Source organism: Corynebacterium sp. LaCa78 (assembly GCF_046717505.1).
Taxonomy (GTDB): Bacteria; Actinomycetota; Actinomycetes; order Mycobacteriales; family Mycobacteriaceae; genus Corynebacterium.
In genome coordinates this window covers 1704121-1720252 of sequence record NZ_CP177112.1, presented here as the reverse complement: position 1 = coordinate 1720252, position 16132 = coordinate 1704121, and the positions used below count along the sequence as shown (strand labels likewise).

Genomic DNA, 16132 nt, shown 5'->3' with positions numbered 1-16132 from the left:
TGTTACTCCTCGGAATCGTCGATCTCGAATGCTTCTGGCGGCGGGCAGCTGCACACCAGGTTGCGGTCACCGTAAGCCTCATCGAGGCGGCGAACCGGTGGGAAATACTTGTAGCTATGCAATAGGGACTTGACTGGCCACGCGGCCTTGTCGCGGCCGAAGGAGTACTCCCAGTTATCGGTTGCTACCGACTCAGCCGTAAACGGTGCGTGGTGGATAACGGAGTCCTCGTAGGCCACCTCACCGTCGATGATCTCCTGGATTTCGGCGCGGATGGTGCGCATGGCTTCGACGAAGCGATCCAGCTCGCCCTTGTCTTCAGACTCGGTGGGCTCAATCATCAAGGTGCCGGCCACAGGGAAGGCCAGGGTGGGGGCGTGGAAGCCGAAGTCGATGAGGCGCTTGGCCACATCGGCGGCGGTGACCCCGGAGGCATCGGTAAGCTCGCGCAAATCGATGATGCACTCGTGCGCCACCAAGCCCTCGTTGCCGGTGTAGAGGACGGGGAAGTACTCGTTGAGCGAGGCTGCCAGGTAGTTAGCGCCCAATACGGCGTGGCCGGATGCGGCGGCAAGGCCCTCGGCGCCAGTCATGGCCAGGTAGGCCCACGAAATGGGAAGGACGCCGGCGGAGCCGTACTTGCTACCGGTAATGGGAACGCCCTGGCTCACCGGGGTTTCCGCGGTGGCGTCCAGCTCAGGGGATGCGGCATCGCTGGGCAGGAACGGGATGAGGTGCTCTGCCACCGCTACCGGGCCAACGCCCGGGCCGCCGCCACCGTGGGGAATGGTGAAGGTCTTGTGCAGGTTGAGGTGGGAGACATCGCCGCCGAAATCGCCCGGGCGTGCCCAGCCGGTCAGCGCGTTCATGTTGGCACCATCGATGTAGACTTGGCCGCCGACCGCGTGCACCTTATCGCAGACATCGCGCACCTCGGGGTCGAAGACGCCGTGGGTGGAGGGGTAGGTGACCATGATGCCGGCGATGTGGTTGCCGTGCTTTTCGATCTTTTCTTCCAGGTCCGCGACGTCAATGGAGCCGTCCTCGGCGGTCTTGACTACGGCGACGCGCAGGTTTGCGAGGGTCGCAGAGGCAGCGTTGGTGCCGTGCGCGGAGGCCGGGATGAGCACGACATCGCGCTCATTATCGCCATTGGCCACGTGGTAGCGGCGGATGGCCAGCAAGCCCGCCAACTCGCCCTGGGAGCCGGCATTGGGCTGGATGGAGACCTTGGCATAGCCGGTAAGCTCGGCGAGCCAGCCTTCGATTTCTTCCACCAGTGCGCGCCAGCCCGTCGTGGTTTCTTCCGGGGCATATGGGTGGATGCCGGCAAATTCTGGCCAGGAGATGGGCTCCATAGCCGCGGTGGGGTTGAGCTTCATGGTGCACGAACCCAGCGGAATCATGGAGCGGTCCAGCGCCAAGTCCTTGTCCGCGAGCTTGCGCAGGTAGCGCAGCATCTGGGTCTCAGAATGGATGGAGTGGAAAATCTCGTGCTCCAGCGGTTCCTCGGCGCGCTGCAGATTCTCCGGCAGGTCAAAGTTCGCTTCAGCCGGGCTGGCGCCGAAGGCCTCTGCCAGGTGCGCGACATCGCGCTGCGTGGCGGATTCACCGAAGGATACGGATACCTTGTCGGTGCCAATTGCGCGCACCAAGTAGCCCGCATCCTGCAGTTCGGCCTTGATCTTCTGCGCGTCGACACCGCTAACGGTGACGGTATCGAAGAAGCTCTGCGATGTAACCTCCAGGCCAGCATCCACGATGGACTGGGCGAAGGAGGAGGCCAAGCCGTGCACGCGCTCGGCGATGTCCTTCAGGCCCTTTGGCCCGTGGTAGACGGCGTACATCGAGGCGACATTGGCCAAAAGGGCCTGGGCAGTACAGATATTGGAGGTCGCGCGCTCGCGGCGGATGTGCTGCTCGCGGGTCTGCAGCGCCAAGCGGTAGGCCGGGCGGCCATCGGCATCCTTGGAGACGCCGACGATGCGGCCCGGCATCTGGCGCTTGAGCTTATCCGTTACCGCCATGTAGGCAGCGTGTGGGCCGCCGAAGAAGAGGGGCACACCAAAGCGCTGGGACGAGCCCAAGACGATATCGGCACCCAAGTTTCCGGGGCCTTCCAGAAGCAGCAGGGACAGCGGGTCAGTGACCACGGAGGCCAGCGCGCCGCGGGTGTGCAGCTCTTCAATCAGGGCAGAGGGATCTAAAATCTCGCCTTCGGTGCCGGTGTAGGCGATGACAGCACCGATGAGGTCTTCGCCCACCAAGCCCTCGCGCACGTCCACGATCTCTACTTCGAGGTCAATGGCGCGGGCGCGCTCAGCGGCAACGGTAAGCACCTGCGGGTGGAGGCGGGAGTCCAGCACGACGCGGCGGCCCTTCTTTACCGCGCGCGACATCAAACCGACCGCCTCGGCGGTGGCGGAAGCCTCATCCAATAAGGAAGCATTCGCGATGGGCAGCCCCGTCAAAGACTCGATCATGGTCTGGAAGTTGAGCAAGGCCTCCAAGCGGCCCTGGGAAATCTCGGGCTGGTAGGGGGTATACGCGGTATACCAGCCGGCATCCTCAAGCAGGCCGCGGCGGATGACGGCCGGGGTCAGGGTGTCCGAGTAGCCCTGGCCATAGAAGGGCTTCAGTACAGTGTTTTGGTTGGCGAACTCCCGCAAAGCGGCCTGTGCCCCGTCTTCAGAGAGCGCTTCTGGCAGGTGGGGAAGTTCCTTAGCGCGGATCTTGGGTGGAATGGCGGCATCGACAAGCGCTTGCACGCTGTCGTAGCCCACCGTCCCGAGCATGGCGGACTGCTCGGCAGAATCCGGCCCTAGGTGGCGGGAGATGTAATCCATCTGTGAGGTCTCCTTCATCGGGTGCAATGGTCTTAACCGCCCCTAAGTATATGTTTAATAACCGGTAAAAACAGCGCCCTTGACAAACTTTTATGCAGTAACTCACCGATGAAAATGTGTTGTAGCCTGCTTACCTCCCACTTAGTGAAATATGTCCTGTAGTGCCGGGATAAAACTCCTCTGATATTTGTGCCGGAAGTTCTCCCGCTACACCCCCGCGGAGTACCCCAGGCACGACAAAACCTCCCGTCCCCTTCGCGTGGAAGGAGCGGGAGGTATGCCAGTTAGCTAACTGCTTTAGATATCGAGGTCAGCCTCGAAGTCTGCAGTCTCCAGGCGGTCCTTGATGGTGGTGATGAAGCGACCAGCGTCTGCACCATCGATGACCTGGTGGTCGTAGGTGAATGGCAGGAAGCACATCTGGCGGATGGCGATGGCATCCTGGCCGTTCTCGTTGACCACGACGGCGCGCTTCTGGATAGCCGCGGTACCCAGGATTCCGGCCTGTGGCGGAACCAGGATCGGGGTATCGAGCAGGGCGCCCTCGGAACCGATATTGGTCACGGTGAAGGTGGCACCGGTCAGGTCATTCGGCTTCAGCTTGTTATTGCGGGCCTTATCAGCCAGCTCCGCAATCTGCTGCGCGATTTCCGGCAAGGACAGGTTCTGTGCCTTGTGGATGACCGGGGTGAGCAGACCCTTCGGGGTGTCTACGGCGATGGCGACGTTGACATCCTCGTGGTAGGTCATCTCCTTGGTCTCTGGGTCATAGGAGGCGTTGACGTTCGGGTGGGAAACCAGAGCCTCAGTGGTGGCCTTCACAATGAACGGCAGGAAGGACAGGTTGGCGCCGTACTTATCAATGAACGCCTGCTTGCTCTTCTTGCGCATATCCCAGATAGGAGTCATGTCGACTTCCTGCACGTGGGTAAGCTGTGCGGAAATCTGCAGCGCTTCCACCATCTTGGTAGCGGTGATTTCGCGGATGCGATTGACCTTCTTGGTGGTGCCGATAAGCTCCTGCTTTTCCGGATCTACGGACTTGGTGGACCAGCGTGCGCGTGGGGAGTCAGCAGCCTTCTTATCGTCGCCTTCCGATGCCTTCGCATCGCCCTCGCCAGCAGCGGCCAAGACGTCCTGCTTGCGGATGCGTCCGCCTACACCGGTGCCCTCAATGGAGTTGAGGTCCACGCCGTGCTTATCAGCCAGCTTGCGCACCAACGGGGTGACGTATGGAACGTTATCGCCGTTGTTGACCTTGGCGGAGGTGTTCAGGGAAGAATCCTGCTTCGGCTCTTCCTTCTTCTCGTCAGACTTGGACTCTTCCTTCTTGTCCTCGGACTTGGTTTCTTCCTTGTCTTCGGACTTGTCATCGTCGGAGTCGTCAGAGTCGTCGGAGGATGGTGCGGCGTTTTCGTCGCCGACGCGGGCGATGGCTTCGCCGACCTCGATGGTTTCGTCTTCTTCGGCGAGGATTTCTACCAGGGTGCCGGCAACGGGGGAAGGAATTTCGGTGTCGACCTTGTCGGTGGAGACTTCGAGTAGTGGTTCGTCTACCTCGACGGTGTCGCCGACGGACTTGAGCCACTGGGTGATGGTGCCTTCGGTGACGGATTCGCCGAGCTCTGGCATTTCGACATCGGTGGTCTCGCCGGAAGCCTTGGAGCTGGAGCCGGACTTCTTCTCGTCCTTGTCTTCCTTCTCCTCGGACTTGGATTCTTCCTTGTCTTCGGACTTGTCATCGTCGGAGTCGTCAGAGTCGTCGGAGGATGGTGCGGCGTTTTCGTCGCCGACGCGGGCGATGGCTTCGCCGACCTCGATGGTTTCGTCTTCTTCGGCGAGGATTTCTACCAGGGTGCCGGCAACGGGGGAAGGAATTTCGGTGTCGACCTTGTCGGTGGAGACTTCGAGTAGTGGTTCGTCTACCTCGACGGTGTCGCCGACGGACTTGAGCCACTGGGTGATGGTGCCTTCGGTGACGGATTCGCCGAGCTCTGGCATTTCGACATCGGTGGTCTCGCCGGAAGCCTTGGAGCTGGAGCCGGACTTCTTCTCGTCCTTGTCTTCCTTCTCCTCGGACTTGGATTCTTCCTTGTCCTCAGATTTGTCATCGTCGGAGTCGTCAGAGTCATCGGAAGAGGAATCAGCCTCGTCTTCATCACCGATGAGTGCGATGACCTCGCCGACCTCGATGGTGTCGTCTTCTTCGGCCTTGATTTCTAGGATGGTGCCTGCAACGGGGGAGGGGATTTCGGTGTCGACCTTGTCGGTGGAGACCTCGAGCAAAGGCTCGTCCACCTCGACGGTGTCGCCGACGGACTTAAGCCACTGGGTAATGGTGCCTTCGGTTACGGACTCGCCCAGCTCGGGCATCTCAACGGAGTTCGCCATGAGTTTTAAGACTCCTCGAAAAGTTGGAAGTATTCTATCGCTACCGCACAATCTTACAGCGTGATGACCGTCATCGTGCAGTAGTGGGGTTAGTAATACCCTCCATGCGGGTAAACTAGTGGGTTATGTTCAACCTCTTCCGCCGCAATAAGTCCCGATCGCCACTGCGACCGCCCCGCGGTCCGGGAGAAACTATCCGCCCAGAAGACGAACAAGAACTCAAAATGTGGGCCGCCGATAAGGCTTTTATTGAGGCATTTATCGAGCCAGAGACCGTGGTCAATGAAATGTCCGTGGTCGTTGTGGATGAAAAGGGTGAGTTTATTCGCCGACGCATCGGCGGGCCGAAGGGGATTGACGCGGTAGGAAAACTATTGCAGTGCGACGTTTTTGATGTCGAAGAAACCGGGTACCCCCAACGCATGCGCGAGCGCATGGAACGCCAACGTATCTTGCGTAAAAGGGAAGAACAGCGCCTTCGCCGCGCGCGCTTTGAGCGCGGCGAAAACCCTGATTCGGGGCAGGACTTAAGTTAATCGGCCTAGACGATGGTGGCGCCGGCCTTTTCTAACTTAGCCAAGGCGGCATCCCCGCGGTCCGGATCAACGGGAGAGCAATACTCGCTTAAGACGCGGACGGAAAAGCCTTCCTTTAAAGCATCCGCCGCGGTTGCCTGCACGCAGTGATCCGTGGCAATGCCGACGATATCTACTGCGTCGATATCGTGCTCGCGCAGCCACTCCGCCAGCAAAACGCCGTGTGCCGCGCCCTCGAATCCGGAATACGCGGCGGTGTATTCGCCCTTTCGGAAATATGCTTGCGCAGGACCGATCGTCTCGTGCATCTGCGCCCCATAGGAATCGGCGACGCAGTGCACCGGCCAAGAATCGATAAAATCCGGGTCCTTAGCAAAGTGGGAACCCGGATCGATGTGCCAGTCCTGCGTGGCAACGACGGTGTCATACTCGGTCTGCAAAGAAGAGATCTTCTCTGCAACCTCGTTGCCGCGATCGGTGCCAAGCGCGCCGCCTGGGCAAAAATCGTGTTGGACATCAACGATGATTAAAGCAGTGTTCATAACTCCGCCATTTTATGCTCAGGCGGCTGCGCGGGGTATTACTTTGATTCAGCAATCTCGCGCAGGGCAGCAATGACGGTGCGGGTGGGAACGCCCGTACCCATCTTTGGCGTATAGCCATAAGCGCCGGTGGTATTGAAGGAAGGCCCAGCGACATCGATATGTGCCCATTCGATGCCCTCGCCCACGAACTGCTTTAAGTAGGTGCCGGCGTATTCCATGCCTCCCTCGCGCTTGGCGTTGATATTGCGGATATCGGCGCTGGCGGATTTCACGGATTCTTCGTGCTCTTCCAATAGCGGCATGGCCCAGGCATTTTCGCCGACCTCGCGGCCGATGCCCGCCATCCGGTCGCGGAAGTCTTCTGAACCCATGACGCCGGCGGTGCGCTCGCCTAGGGCGACCATCTGGGCGCCGGTTAGCGTGGCGGTTTCGATGAGGAAGTCGGGCTTATCCTCGCTGGCGCGCGCGATGGCATCGGCAAGCACGAGGCGGCCCTCCGCATCGGTATTGAGAACCTCAGAGGTGATGCCGCCGTAGTGGGTGATGACATCGCCCGGGCGGGTGGCGTTATCGCCCGGCATGTTTTCTGCCAGCGGCAGGGTAGCGGTGATCTTCACCGGCAGGTTGAGCTTGGCCGCAGCGATGATGGAGGCGGCCATGGCGGCGGAACCGCCCATATCGGAAATCATGTCCCACATGCCAGAACCCGGCTTCAAGGAAATGCCGCCGGTATCGAAGGTAATGCCCTTGCCCACGAGCGCCACGTGCTTCTTCGCTTTCTTCGGGTTCCAGCTCAGGCGCACCAGGCGCGGCGGGCGAGCGGAACCGCGGCCAACGGCGGTAATGCCGCCAAAGCCCTGCTTCTGCAGCGCCTTTTCATCCAGGATTTCTACCTCGAGGCCAACCTCTTTAGCCTGGTCGGAGAGGAAGTCTGCATAAGACTCTGGGTACAGCAGGTTGGACGGGGTATTGACCAGATCGCGGGCAATCACCACGGACTCCGCTGTGATCTTGGCCGCCTCGAACTCCTCGCGGGCGGACTTTTCTGCCACCACGGTAAAGGCGGCGGGCTGCTCGGAATCCTTGCCGGACTTAGAACGAAGCCCCTTGAACTTGTAGCCGCCCAAGGTAAGGCCCTCTACCGTGGGTGCGATGCCAAAATCGCCCAAGGAGGTGGCCACCTTTTCCAGCTTGGAAATCGAACGTGCGGCGCTGCCGGCGGCGCGGCGCAAGGTTTCTGCATCGAGGTCCTCGGCATCGCCTAGGCCGACGGCGATGATGGAATCGACCTCTGCCTTCTCAGGCGCCGGGATGCGGGTGACCTCATTGGCCTTACCGGTTGCCCCCACGGCAATGAAGGACTCGTATGCTTCGCGCAGCGCGGCCGGCTTGAGCAGCGAAGTCCCTGGAAGTTCAATGTTGTCTTCACCTTCGAATGCCGCGATGAGTAGCGCCTGGGCATTCTTCGGGGCCTTCTTTTCTAGCTTAAGTTCCGGAAACGCCCCACGTGCGGGTCCATCGTGCTGAGACATAAAATCCTCCTTTTTAATTGGTACTAATGAAACTTCTGCCCATGATACCGCGCTAAAGTGAACATATTCCTACCCAGCTATAGATAAAAGGAGTAGATTGTGGTCATGCTTGATTACACGATTACCCGTACGAATCAACCAACGGCGGCAGCAGATTTAGATAAAATCCTGGCCAATCCCGGCTTTGGCCAGCACTTTACGGACCACATGGTTACCATTGATTGGTCCACGGACAAGGGCTGGCACGACGCGCAAGTCCGCCCCTACGGCCCACTCACGATGGACCCGGCGAGCAACGTCTTCCACTACGGCCAGGCCGTATTCGAGGGCATTAAGGCCTACCGCCAGCCCGATGACTCCATCGTGACCTTCCGCCCCGATCAAAACGCGCAACGCTTTATTAATTCGGCGCAGCGCTTGGCGATGCCCGAGCTACCGCAAGAAGAGTTCATCGAGGCGCTGCGCCAGCTGGTGGACATCGATAAGAGCTGGGTTCCAGAGGCCGGCGGGGAAGCATCGCTCTACCTGCGCCCCTTTATGATTTCTACCGAGGTATCACTAGGAGTTCACCCGGCTAATGCGTATCGTTTCATTCTCTTGGCCTCGCCCGCCGGTGCGTATTTCAGTGGCGGCATTAAGCCTGTTTCGGTGTGGCTGTCTACCGACTATGTCCGCTCCGCGCCGGGCGGAACCGGTGCCGCGAAATTCGCTGGCAATTACGCCGGCTCTTTATTGGCGCAGGCCCAGGCCGAAGAAAAGGGCTGTGACCAAGTGGTCTGGCTGGATGCCATCGAACGCCGCTACATCGAAGAGATGGGCGGGATGAACCTCATGTTCGTCTACGGCACCGGCGACGACGCCGAGATCGTTACCCCGGCGCTGTCCGGCTCCCTTTTGCCCGGCATTACCCGCCAGTCCCTGCTGCAGGTCGCCGAAGACATGGGGTACAAGGTAATCGAGCGGCGCATCACCGCCGAAGAATGGCAGCGAGATGTGGAATCAGGGAAGATGACCGAGGCCTTTGCCTGCGGTACCGCCGCAGTCATTACGCCGGTGGGGCGCGTGCTTGGTGAGGATATCGACTTCAGTGTCAATAATAACGAGGCCGGCGAGGTCTCCATGGCCTTGCGCGAGCGCCTGACCGGTATCCAGCGCGGTGCTGTGGAGGATGCCCACGGCTGGTTGCAGACTTTGGTCTAGCACGCCACGGTGTAACGCGGCGCGAGGAGGACCTGCGCCGCGCAGTTAGGCCTCTGCCTGCGCGGCGTCCGCAGTAATTTCTACGCCCAGCAATAAAAGGGGTAGGGCAGCCAAGGCGCCAAGCGCCGGCACCGGCTCCATCTGCAGATCCAGCAGGGGATCCAGCCGCAGCTTCTTTAAGGCCAACCGGTGAGCCGGCTGCGGCGAGATGTTGGTAGCTAGGAGCCAGTCATGGATCCGCGTGTCTGCGGCGGCGGATACGGCGGCGGTGGCGGTTAAGGGGGCATCGACAAGCAGGGGCGTGCGCCGCCTAGCCGCCTGGGACATAAAGCCCACCAGCGCGGCCAATACGGGGGAGCCGCAGGCCTTAATGAGCTCCCGCCCAGTCAGATCGCGCATCCGAAACATGGAATCGCGAATGGCCGCAACCTTCGTCTTCCAGTCCTCGACGCTCGGCTGCTTGCCGACGACCACCACCGGCTCCTCCTGAGCCAAGACACCCATGACGGCTGCGGCAACCTGCGTGCTGTCGATGCCGCCCGGAATAAGCAGATCCGCACCGCCATCGATTTCCGCATCCGCCGCCTGCACTCCTAAGTCATAGGCGGTGGAGCAATCCGTCACCGTGACAGAATTAATGCTGGCCCCAACCCGCCGCGCCGCGGTCTCCGTGGCCAGGGGGATCCCTTCACCGTCCTCGGCGAAAATTACGGCCCGCACCCGCTGTGGCTCGGAAGCGGGGGATCGATCTTGGCAGGCGGCGAGCCACTGTGCGGCATCGCTTAGCCGGCCATAGGGATAAAGCTGCAGGGAATCAGCCATCAGTGTGCTTCCTTAAACGTCGGCCCCGCGCTCTACGCGCGGGCGAGGAATGCGCCACTTGCGGGGCTGGCTGGCGCGGGAAAACGCGTAGAATCCCAGGCCAAAACCGGTGGCGGTGGTTCCGGGGAACTTCTTGCGGACAGCATTATTAGCGCGGCGACCCAGCCAGATGCCGTCGATGGCGAAGATGAGGATAACCACCATGGCAATAGCATTGATGAGGCCGGCGATGCTTGGAGCTGCATAGGTCACAAAGACCACGACGATAAGGGCAAGCGCCATCGGCATTACCCATTCCGAAAGCGTACGGCGGGCATCGATCCAATCGCGCACGTAGGCGCGCTCTTCGCCCTGATCGCGGGCTGGGAGGAAGCGTGGATCGCCTTCGGCCATGCGCTCTTGGCTTTCGCGGTTGCGCTGGTTGCGCTCCTTGCGCTCTTGCTTTTTATATTCTTTCCATTCGTCCTTGCTCATGGACTTTTTGAGTTCCTTGCGGCGCTTATAGCGCTGCGCATCGGATACCCCATGTGGATCGCGCTTCACACCGCGCGCGATTTCTTGTTCCTGGCGCTTTGGCGTGGGACGACCCTTCGGCGGGGTATACCCCTTGCGGTGGGTATTTTCCTGAACTTCTTCCTGCACGGGAGCGGGTTCAGGGGAGGTCTTGTCATCTTTTTGCCACGGAAGTTTCACGCTGATCAGACTACAAGGTTTCGGCCCCAAGAGGGGAATAGGCCCGCCCACGGCGTTGTTATTACTATGGGCTACCTTTTCCCTCCTTGTAGATGCGGGTAGGGTAGTGGCTACGCAACCAAGACACATTTGAGGAGAAGTGATGACCGCTCCAGTTTCCGAAACCGGCGTCATTCTGACCGAGGCCGCAGCCGCAAAGGCAAAGGGCCTGCTTGATCAGGAAGGCCGCGACGATCTATCCCTGCGCATCGCAGTACAGCCCGGCGGCTGCGCTGGCCTGCGCTACCAGCTCTACTTCGATGACCGCAGCCTTGATGGCGACAAGGTCGACGAGGTGGGTGGCATCAAGCTCGTCGTGGACAAGATGTCCGTGCCATACCTTACCGGCGCCAAGATCGACTTTGCTGACACCATCGAGTCTCAGGGATTTACCATCGATAACCCGAACGCTACCGGCTCCTGCGCGTGTGGCGATTCCTTCAACTAAACAGAAGGATAAAGAAAGAGGGTGAGCGCTTCGCGGCGCTCACCCTCTTTTTATGTCTTTAAAGCTCAGCGTGGAACTTTGCCCAGTTCGGCTTAAAGCTTGACCGGGTAGTCGCGCTGCTCGATCTGCGGGTCGATGCGCTTTTCCACAAAGATACCGTGCCAGATCATAACTGAAAGCACGGTCCATAGGCGGCGGGAGTGATCGGAGACGCCATCGCGGTGCTCCTTGAGCATCTCCAGGACTTCCTTCTTATTGAAGATGTCCTCGGTCTGGGAATCCTTGATGGTGTCTTGTGCCCAGCCGTAGAGCTCGTCGCCGGCCAGCCAGTGGCGCATGGGAACCGGAAAGCCCAGCTTCTTGCGGTTGAGCACGTGCGCGGGAACGATCTGTTCCATGGCCTTGCGCAGCGCATACTTAGTGGTGCCGTGGGAGATTTTCAGGTTATGCGGGATGGATTCTGCGACCTTGAATACTTCCTTATCTAGGAATGGCACGCGCAGCTCCAAGGAGTTGGCCATGTTGATCTTATCGGCCTTGACTAGGATGTCACCGCGCATCCAGGTAAATAGGTCAAGGTGCTGCATGCGGGCTACTGGGTCAAAGTCTTCCGACTGCGCATAGATGGGCGCGGTGACCTCGCGGTGATCCCATTCGCGCTTGGCCCATGGGATAACGCGCTGCATCTGTTCAAAGTTAAAGGAGCGTGCGTTGCCGTAGTAGCGCTCCTCCATGGTCATGGAGCCGCGGTTAAGCAGGGACTTACCCTTCATACCATCCGGCAGCACGCGGGAGAGCTTGCCCAGGCCTTGGCGCAGGGGAGAAGGGATCTTCTCAAATGGCGCGAGGGACAGCGGTTCCTTATAGATGGTGTAGCCACCGAAGAGCTCATCGGCACCCTCACCGGACAAGACCACCTTGACGTGCTTGCGGGCTTCTTGGGCCACGAAGTACAGCGGCACGAGGGAAGGATCGGCCACCGGGTTATCCAGGTACCACATGATTTTAGGAATCGACTCGGCGTATTCTTCCGGCGAGACGATCTTGACGATGTGCTCCACGCCGATGGCGGCCGCCGATTCCGCGGCCACGTCCACCTCGGAATAGCCTTCGCGCTCGAAGCCAGTAGTAAAGGTCAGCAGATCTGGGTTGTGGCGCTTGGCCAGGGTAGCGATGGCGGTGGAGTCGATGCCACCAGAGAGGAAGGAACCCACGGTGACATCGGCACGCATGTGCTTAGCGACGGAATCCTCCAGCGCTTCTGCAATCCGGTCAAAGAGCTGTTGTTCCTCGCCTTCTGGAACCTGCTGGACCGGGAAACGCGGCTTGAAGTAGCGCTCGGATACGACCTCCTCGCCCGGCTTCAAGGTCACCGTGCAGCCGGATTCCACGCGCCGAATATTGGCGTGCAAAGATTCCGGTTCCGGCACGTATTGCAGGTCCACGTAGTGCTCGATGGCGCGGCGGTCAAGGTTGAGTTCTAGACCAATGTCCTCGGCCATGTCCAAGATGCACTTCATCTCGGAGGCAAAGACCGTGCCGGCGTCCGTGGTGGCATAGTAAAGCGGCTTGATGCCAAAATGGTCGCGCGCGGCAAACATGGTCTTGGTCTTGGTATCCCAAATGACGATGCCAAACATGCCGCGGAGGTGCTCGACAACGTCCTTGCCCCAGTGGTGGTAGCCCACCGCAATGGGTTCGCCATCGCCTTCCGTATAGAAGGTATAGCCCAAGGCCTTGAGTTCTTCGCGGAGCTCAACGTAGTTGTAGATCTCGCCGTTAAAGGTAAGGGCATACCGCTCTGGCTCGTCCTCAGGGCCCCAGCGCAGGGGCTGGTGGGAATGTTCCAAGTCAATAATGGACAGGCGGTTAAAGCCGAAGGCGGCGTCGCCATCATGCCAAGTACCGGCTGCGTCCGGTCCGCGGTGGTGCATGCAAGGAAGCGACCGCTCCAACGCGTCGACATATTTGTCCACGTCACCGGTGGCCGCGAGCATGCCAAGAAGTCCGCACATGTAAAGATAGCTCCTTTTAATTAAGCGACTGGTGCTCGTTGTTCTACTTTACGGTGCGTGGGGTGGAAACCAGAAAGCGCCACGGCTTGGAGGAAGCTGCAGAAAAGCTTAAATTAAGCTTCCCCGTAAGGGTGCGAACTTTCGTATGATGGTCGGAATAGTTCCTTGTGAGTTAAGGCACATGGTGAAAGCGCAGACTGGGGGTACGGTTGGAACATTGTGCAGGTGGGGCGGTAACCTACTGAAACGTGGATATAAATTGAGCGCGCTGGGTTTCTTTTAAAGTTTCAAAATGGCTGGGAACCAAGCATTTATCCATTATTCTGATTGGGTAAGGGTGCTCTGTGAGTATTCGAGAAGTTTGTGTGGACAGAAAGGCAGAACACACGTGGGACAGCGTAATAAGCGCACCTTCGCCCGTAAGGCGGGCGTAGCTGGCGCACTTGCCCTAGGCGGTCTCGCCCTGGCTGGTTGTGACGTTCAGGCGCCAACTGCTGTAGAGAACCTCCTGGGATTCGGTTGGCCAAAGGGTGTTACCCCTGAGGCTGAAGCAATGTACAACTTCTGGATCTGGGTCTGGGTTGCAGCTTGGATTGTCGGCTTCATCATGTGGGGCCTATTCCTTACTGCAATTTTCCGCTGGAGCGCGAAGAAGGCAAAGCGTGATGGAAAGGGTGAATTCCCGCGCCAGACGCAGTACAACGTGCCATTGGAAATGGTATTGACCATCGTTCCAATCCTGATCATCATGACCTTGTTCTTCTTCACGGTGCAGACCCAGCAGAAGGTCACCGCATTGGATAAGGATCCAAAGGTCACCGTTGATGTCACGGCATTCCAGTGGAACTGGAAGTTCGGCTACGCCGAGAACCACGTCAACGGTGAGAACTACAACGGTGCGGACGAAGCACGTCAGGCTGAAGCGGAAAAGACCGCCCATGACCCTGAGGGTGTGGACAATCCCAACCCAATTCACGGTAAGTCCAAGGGTGACCTTTCCTACCTCAACTACAACAAGATTGAGACCGTAGGCTCCACCGAAGAGGTTCCGGTTCTGGTACTTCCTTCCGATACCGCAATCGAGTTCCGTTTGGCTTCCGCTGACGTTTCTCACGCGTTCTGGGTGCCGGAGTTCTTGTTCAAGCGCGACGTCTATGCACACCCTGAGGCCAACGCCCAGGAACGCAGCTTCCAGATCGAATCGATTGATAAGCAAGGCGCCTTTGTCGGCCGCTGTGCTGAGATGTGCGGTACCTACCACTCCATGATGAACTTCGAGGTTCGCGTTGTGTCCCCAGAGGACTTCAATGCCTACATGGACTTCCGTGAGAAGAACCCGAACGCCACCAACGCCGAGGCGCTGAAGGAAATCGGCCAGGATCCGTACGCAGTTACCACCCACCCGTTCTCCGGTGAGCGTGACACCGCCGATGGTGACAACTACGTTAAGACCGCGGCATAAGAGATAAGGACATTACACAATGCGTGCAACATCGAAAGTCTTTTACTCAATCGCGACCTACCTTTTCGTCTCGCTGATTGTTTATATCTTTGGCGTCACCCTCGTGAAGGATGATGGTTACCTCTACGGCGCCGAGTGGGTGGGCATCGTGGGTATGTTTCTCTCCGTCGTGCTCTGCCTCATGCTGGGCGGCTACCTGCACTTCACCGATAACCGCAGCGACGTTCTGCCGGAAGACTGGGAAGAAGCAGAGACCGAGGACTCCGCCGGTATCTTGGGCTTCTTCTCCCCAAGCTCCATCTGGCCACTGGCCATGGCAGGCTCCATCGGCTTCTTGGGCCTCGGCGTCATCTTCCTGTACTACTGGCTCATCGCCTTGGGTGCCGTGTGCTTGATTGCTGCCTGCGCCGGCCTGTCCTTGCAATACGGTCTGCCTAAGGAAAAGCACTAGAAATCATCTAGTCGCAGCCACTGCCTAAACTTCTCAGCCCTCCTCACCATTCCTCGGTGGGGAGGGCTTTGGCGATCTGCGTCGGAAATCGACGGGCAAAGTTCCCGCGGTGCCCAATTTTTTTAGAGGAGGGGGAGAGGGGTTGTGCCCAGGTTTTAAGTGGGCAGCAAAAGTGCATACCAGCACGTAAACGGCTATTTCTGTGGGGGTCAACCGAAAGTTGCAAATGGGCCATTTTTCCCGAAAACCACCATGTGATTTATCTCTCTAAGAAAATTGCCGAAACCGGTTGCGGACGAGAGCTGAACCGTCGCGGCCGAGACGGCTACAGCGGAGTGGATTGTGACAGAACTTCAAGTTTGCAGGCGTCACCTGCATTGATGTCTCGTCGGATGAGAATAGAAAAAGTTCCCAGGTAATTATTAATAGCGAGTTCCACACGCTTCCTTATTGGTGGCTGGCAATTCGGTAAAAAACGATTAGCGAAGGCGGGGGGAATTGAAGTGACTTTAGGGTCCGGAACGGCCATAATTACCACTGTGACGAGCGTAGTTTCTAACCAAGGTATGACAGCACCACGTGTTGCCTCGCTGAACCGACCCAATATGGTCAGCGTGGGCACCATCGTGTTCCTGTCTCAGGAATTGATGTTCTTTGCCGGACTGTTCGCGATGTGGTTCACCTCGCGAGCGAACGGCCAGGAAGGCGATTGGGCGGAGCACACTGCCCATATCAACCTGCCAATGGGTTTTCTCATTACTGCAGTGTTGATTTCTTCCTCCGTGACCTCGCAGTTCGGCGTGTTTGCCGCAGAAAGGGGTGACGTTTACAAGCTTCGACTCTGGTACACCATCACGCTGGTATTGGGTGTTGTCTTCTTGGGCATCATGGCGTTTGAGTGGGCTGAGTTGATTCACGCAGGCGTGACGGTACAGTCCAGCGTCTTTGGTTCGGTGTTCTACATCATCACCGGCTTCCACGCTGCGCACGTAACCGCCGGTTTGATTTCCTTTGCAATCATCCTGGCCCGTATCGCTAAATCTAAATTCACGCCGGCACAGGCAACTGCCGCCATGGCAGTGTCCTACTACTGGCACTTCGTTGACGTTGTGTGGATCGGTGTGTTCACCGTTATCTACTTGATTCAGTAGT

The 16132-nt window shown here is 58.7% G+C and carries 13 protein-coding genes; 6 read left to right on the top strand and 7 right to left on the bottom strand.

What is annotated here, in order from left to right:
* Positions 1-2: 2 nt before the first annotated feature.
* Both gcvP and sucB read right to left on the bottom strand, forming a co-directional pair.
* Entirely contained in the window at positions 3-2846 is a 2844-nt protein-coding gene (gcvP, locus tag ACLI1O_RS08235; protein ID WP_239269738.1) for an aminomethyl-transferring glycine dehydrogenase, read from the bottom strand.
* Between the two features lie 297 nt (positions 2847-3143).
* Positions 3144-5237, bottom strand: coding sequence for a 2-oxoglutarate dehydrogenase, E2 component, dihydrolipoamide succinyltransferase (sucB, locus tag ACLI1O_RS08230; protein WP_284849666.1), 2094 nt, complete (start codon positions 5235-5237; stop codon positions 3144-3146).
* A 125-nt stretch (positions 5238-5362) separates the two neighbouring features.
* Between sucB and ACLI1O_RS08225 the strand changes: the two genes are divergently transcribed.
* Entirely contained in the window at positions 5363-5773 is a 411-nt protein-coding gene (locus ACLI1O_RS08225) for a hypothetical protein (RefSeq protein WP_005283964.1), read from the top strand.
* Positions 5774-5778: 5 nt separating this feature from the next.
* On the opposite strand, the gene ACLI1O_RS08220 is transcribed toward ACLI1O_RS08225, so the two are convergent.
* A complete protein-coding gene (locus ACLI1O_RS08220; RefSeq protein ID WP_239269740.1) occupies positions 5779-6315 on the bottom strand; it encodes an isochorismatase family protein in 537 nt (178 codons plus the stop codon).
* Between the two features lie 38 nt (positions 6316-6353).
* The gene (locus ACLI1O_RS08215; RefSeq protein ID WP_239269741.1) at positions 6354-7850 is read right to left on the bottom strand and encodes a leucyl aminopeptidase; all 1497 of its coding nucleotides are present in this window, start codon (positions 7848-7850) and stop codon (positions 6354-6356) included.
* Between the two features lie 105 nt (positions 7851-7955).
* Between ACLI1O_RS08215 and ACLI1O_RS08210 the strand changes: the two genes are divergently transcribed.
* Positions 7956-9050, top strand: coding sequence for a branched-chain amino acid aminotransferase (locus ACLI1O_RS08210; protein ID WP_239269742.1), 1095 nt, complete (start codon positions 7956-7958; stop codon positions 9048-9050).
* A gap of 45 nt (positions 9051-9095) precedes the next feature.
* Here ACLI1O_RS08210 and ACLI1O_RS08205 read toward each other — a convergent pair whose 3' ends face one another.
* Both ACLI1O_RS08205 and ACLI1O_RS08200 read right to left on the bottom strand, forming a co-directional pair.
* Entirely contained in the window at positions 9096-9872 is a 777-nt protein-coding gene (locus ACLI1O_RS08205; RefSeq protein WP_239269743.1) for a nicotinate-nucleotide--dimethylbenzimidazole phosphoribosyltransferase, read from the bottom strand.
* Positions 9873-9884: 12 nt separating this feature from the next.
* Positions 9885-10565: a DUF3043 domain-containing protein gene (locus ACLI1O_RS08200; RefSeq protein WP_239269744.1), complete on the bottom strand. Its 681-nt coding sequence runs from the start codon at positions 10563-10565 to the stop codon at positions 9885-9887.
* 142 nt (positions 10566-10707) lie between these two features.
* On the opposite strand from ACLI1O_RS08200, the gene ACLI1O_RS08195 reads away from it, so the two are divergent.
* The gene (locus ACLI1O_RS08195; protein WP_005283948.1) at positions 10708-11052 is read left to right on the top strand and encodes a HesB/IscA family protein; all 345 of its coding nucleotides are present in this window, start codon (positions 10708-10710) and stop codon (positions 11050-11052) included.
* A 92-nt stretch (positions 11053-11144) separates the two neighbouring features.
* Here ACLI1O_RS08195 and asnB read toward each other — a convergent pair whose 3' ends face one another.
* A complete protein-coding gene (asnB, locus tag ACLI1O_RS08190; RefSeq protein ID WP_284772037.1) occupies positions 11145-13067 on the bottom strand; it encodes an asparagine synthase (glutamine-hydrolyzing) in 1923 nt (640 codons plus the stop codon).
* A gap of 388 nt (positions 13068-13455) precedes the next feature.
* Between asnB and ACLI1O_RS08185 the strand changes: the two genes are divergently transcribed.
* The 3 genes from ACLI1O_RS08185 (at position 13456) to ACLI1O_RS08175 (ending at position 16131) form a co-directional block, all read left to right on the top strand.
* Positions 13456-14529, top strand: a complete 1074-nt coding sequence (locus ACLI1O_RS08185) for a cytochrome c oxidase subunit II (RefSeq protein ID WP_239269746.1) — start codon at positions 13456-13458, stop codon at positions 14527-14529.
* Positions 14530-14548: 19 nt separating this feature from the next.
* Positions 14549-14980, top strand: a complete 432-nt coding sequence (locus ACLI1O_RS08180; protein WP_023023132.1) for a cytochrome c oxidase subunit 4 — start codon at positions 14549-14551, stop codon at positions 14978-14980.
* A gap of 566 nt (positions 14981-15546) precedes the next feature.
* A complete protein-coding gene (locus ACLI1O_RS08175) occupies positions 15547-16131 on the top strand; it encodes a heme-copper oxidase subunit III (protein WP_197719670.1) in 585 nt (194 codons plus the stop codon).
* Position 16132 lies beyond the last annotated feature (1 nt).

Bases quoted from the DNA above. Each gene is read 5' to 3' on its own strand.
- sucB (WP_284849666.1), bottom strand. From the start codon at position 5,237: ATGGCGAACTCCGTTGAGATGCCCGAGCTGGGCGAGTCCGTAACCGAA.
- ACLI1O_RS08175 (WP_197719670.1), top strand. From the start codon at position 15,547: ATGACAGCACCACGTGTTGCCTCGCTGAACCGACCCAATATGGTCAGC.
- ACLI1O_RS08220 (WP_239269740.1), bottom strand. From the start codon at position 6,315: ATGAACACTGCTTTAATCATCGTTGATGTCCAACACGATTTTTGCCCA.
- ACLI1O_RS08210 (WP_239269742.1), top strand. From the start codon at position 7,956: ATGCTTGATTACACGATTACCCGTACGAATCAACCAACGGCGGCAGCA.
- ACLI1O_RS08205 (WP_239269743.1), bottom strand. From the start codon at position 9,872: ATGGCTGATTCCCTGCAGCTTTATCCCTATGGCCGGCTAAGCGATGCC.
- ACLI1O_RS08225 (WP_005283964.1), top strand. From the start codon at position 5,363: ATGTTCAACCTCTTCCGCCGCAATAAGTCCCGATCGCCACTGCGACCG.
- asnB (WP_284772037.1), bottom strand. From the start codon at position 13,067: ATGTGCGGACTTCTTGGCATGCTCGCGGCCACCGGTGACGTGGACAAA.
- ACLI1O_RS08215 (WP_239269741.1), bottom strand. From the start codon at position 7,850: ATGTCTCAGCACGATGGACCCGCACGTGGGGCGTTTCCGGAACTTAAG.
- ACLI1O_RS08180 (WP_023023132.1), top strand. From the start codon at position 14,549: ATGCGTGCAACATCGAAAGTCTTTTACTCAATCGCGACCTACCTTTTC.
- gcvP (WP_239269738.1), bottom strand. From the start codon at position 2,846: ATGGATTACATCTCCCGCCACCTAGGGCCGGATTCTGCCGAGCAGTCC.
- ACLI1O_RS08195 (WP_005283948.1), top strand. From the start codon at position 10,708: ATGACCGCTCCAGTTTCCGAAACCGGCGTCATTCTGACCGAGGCCGCA.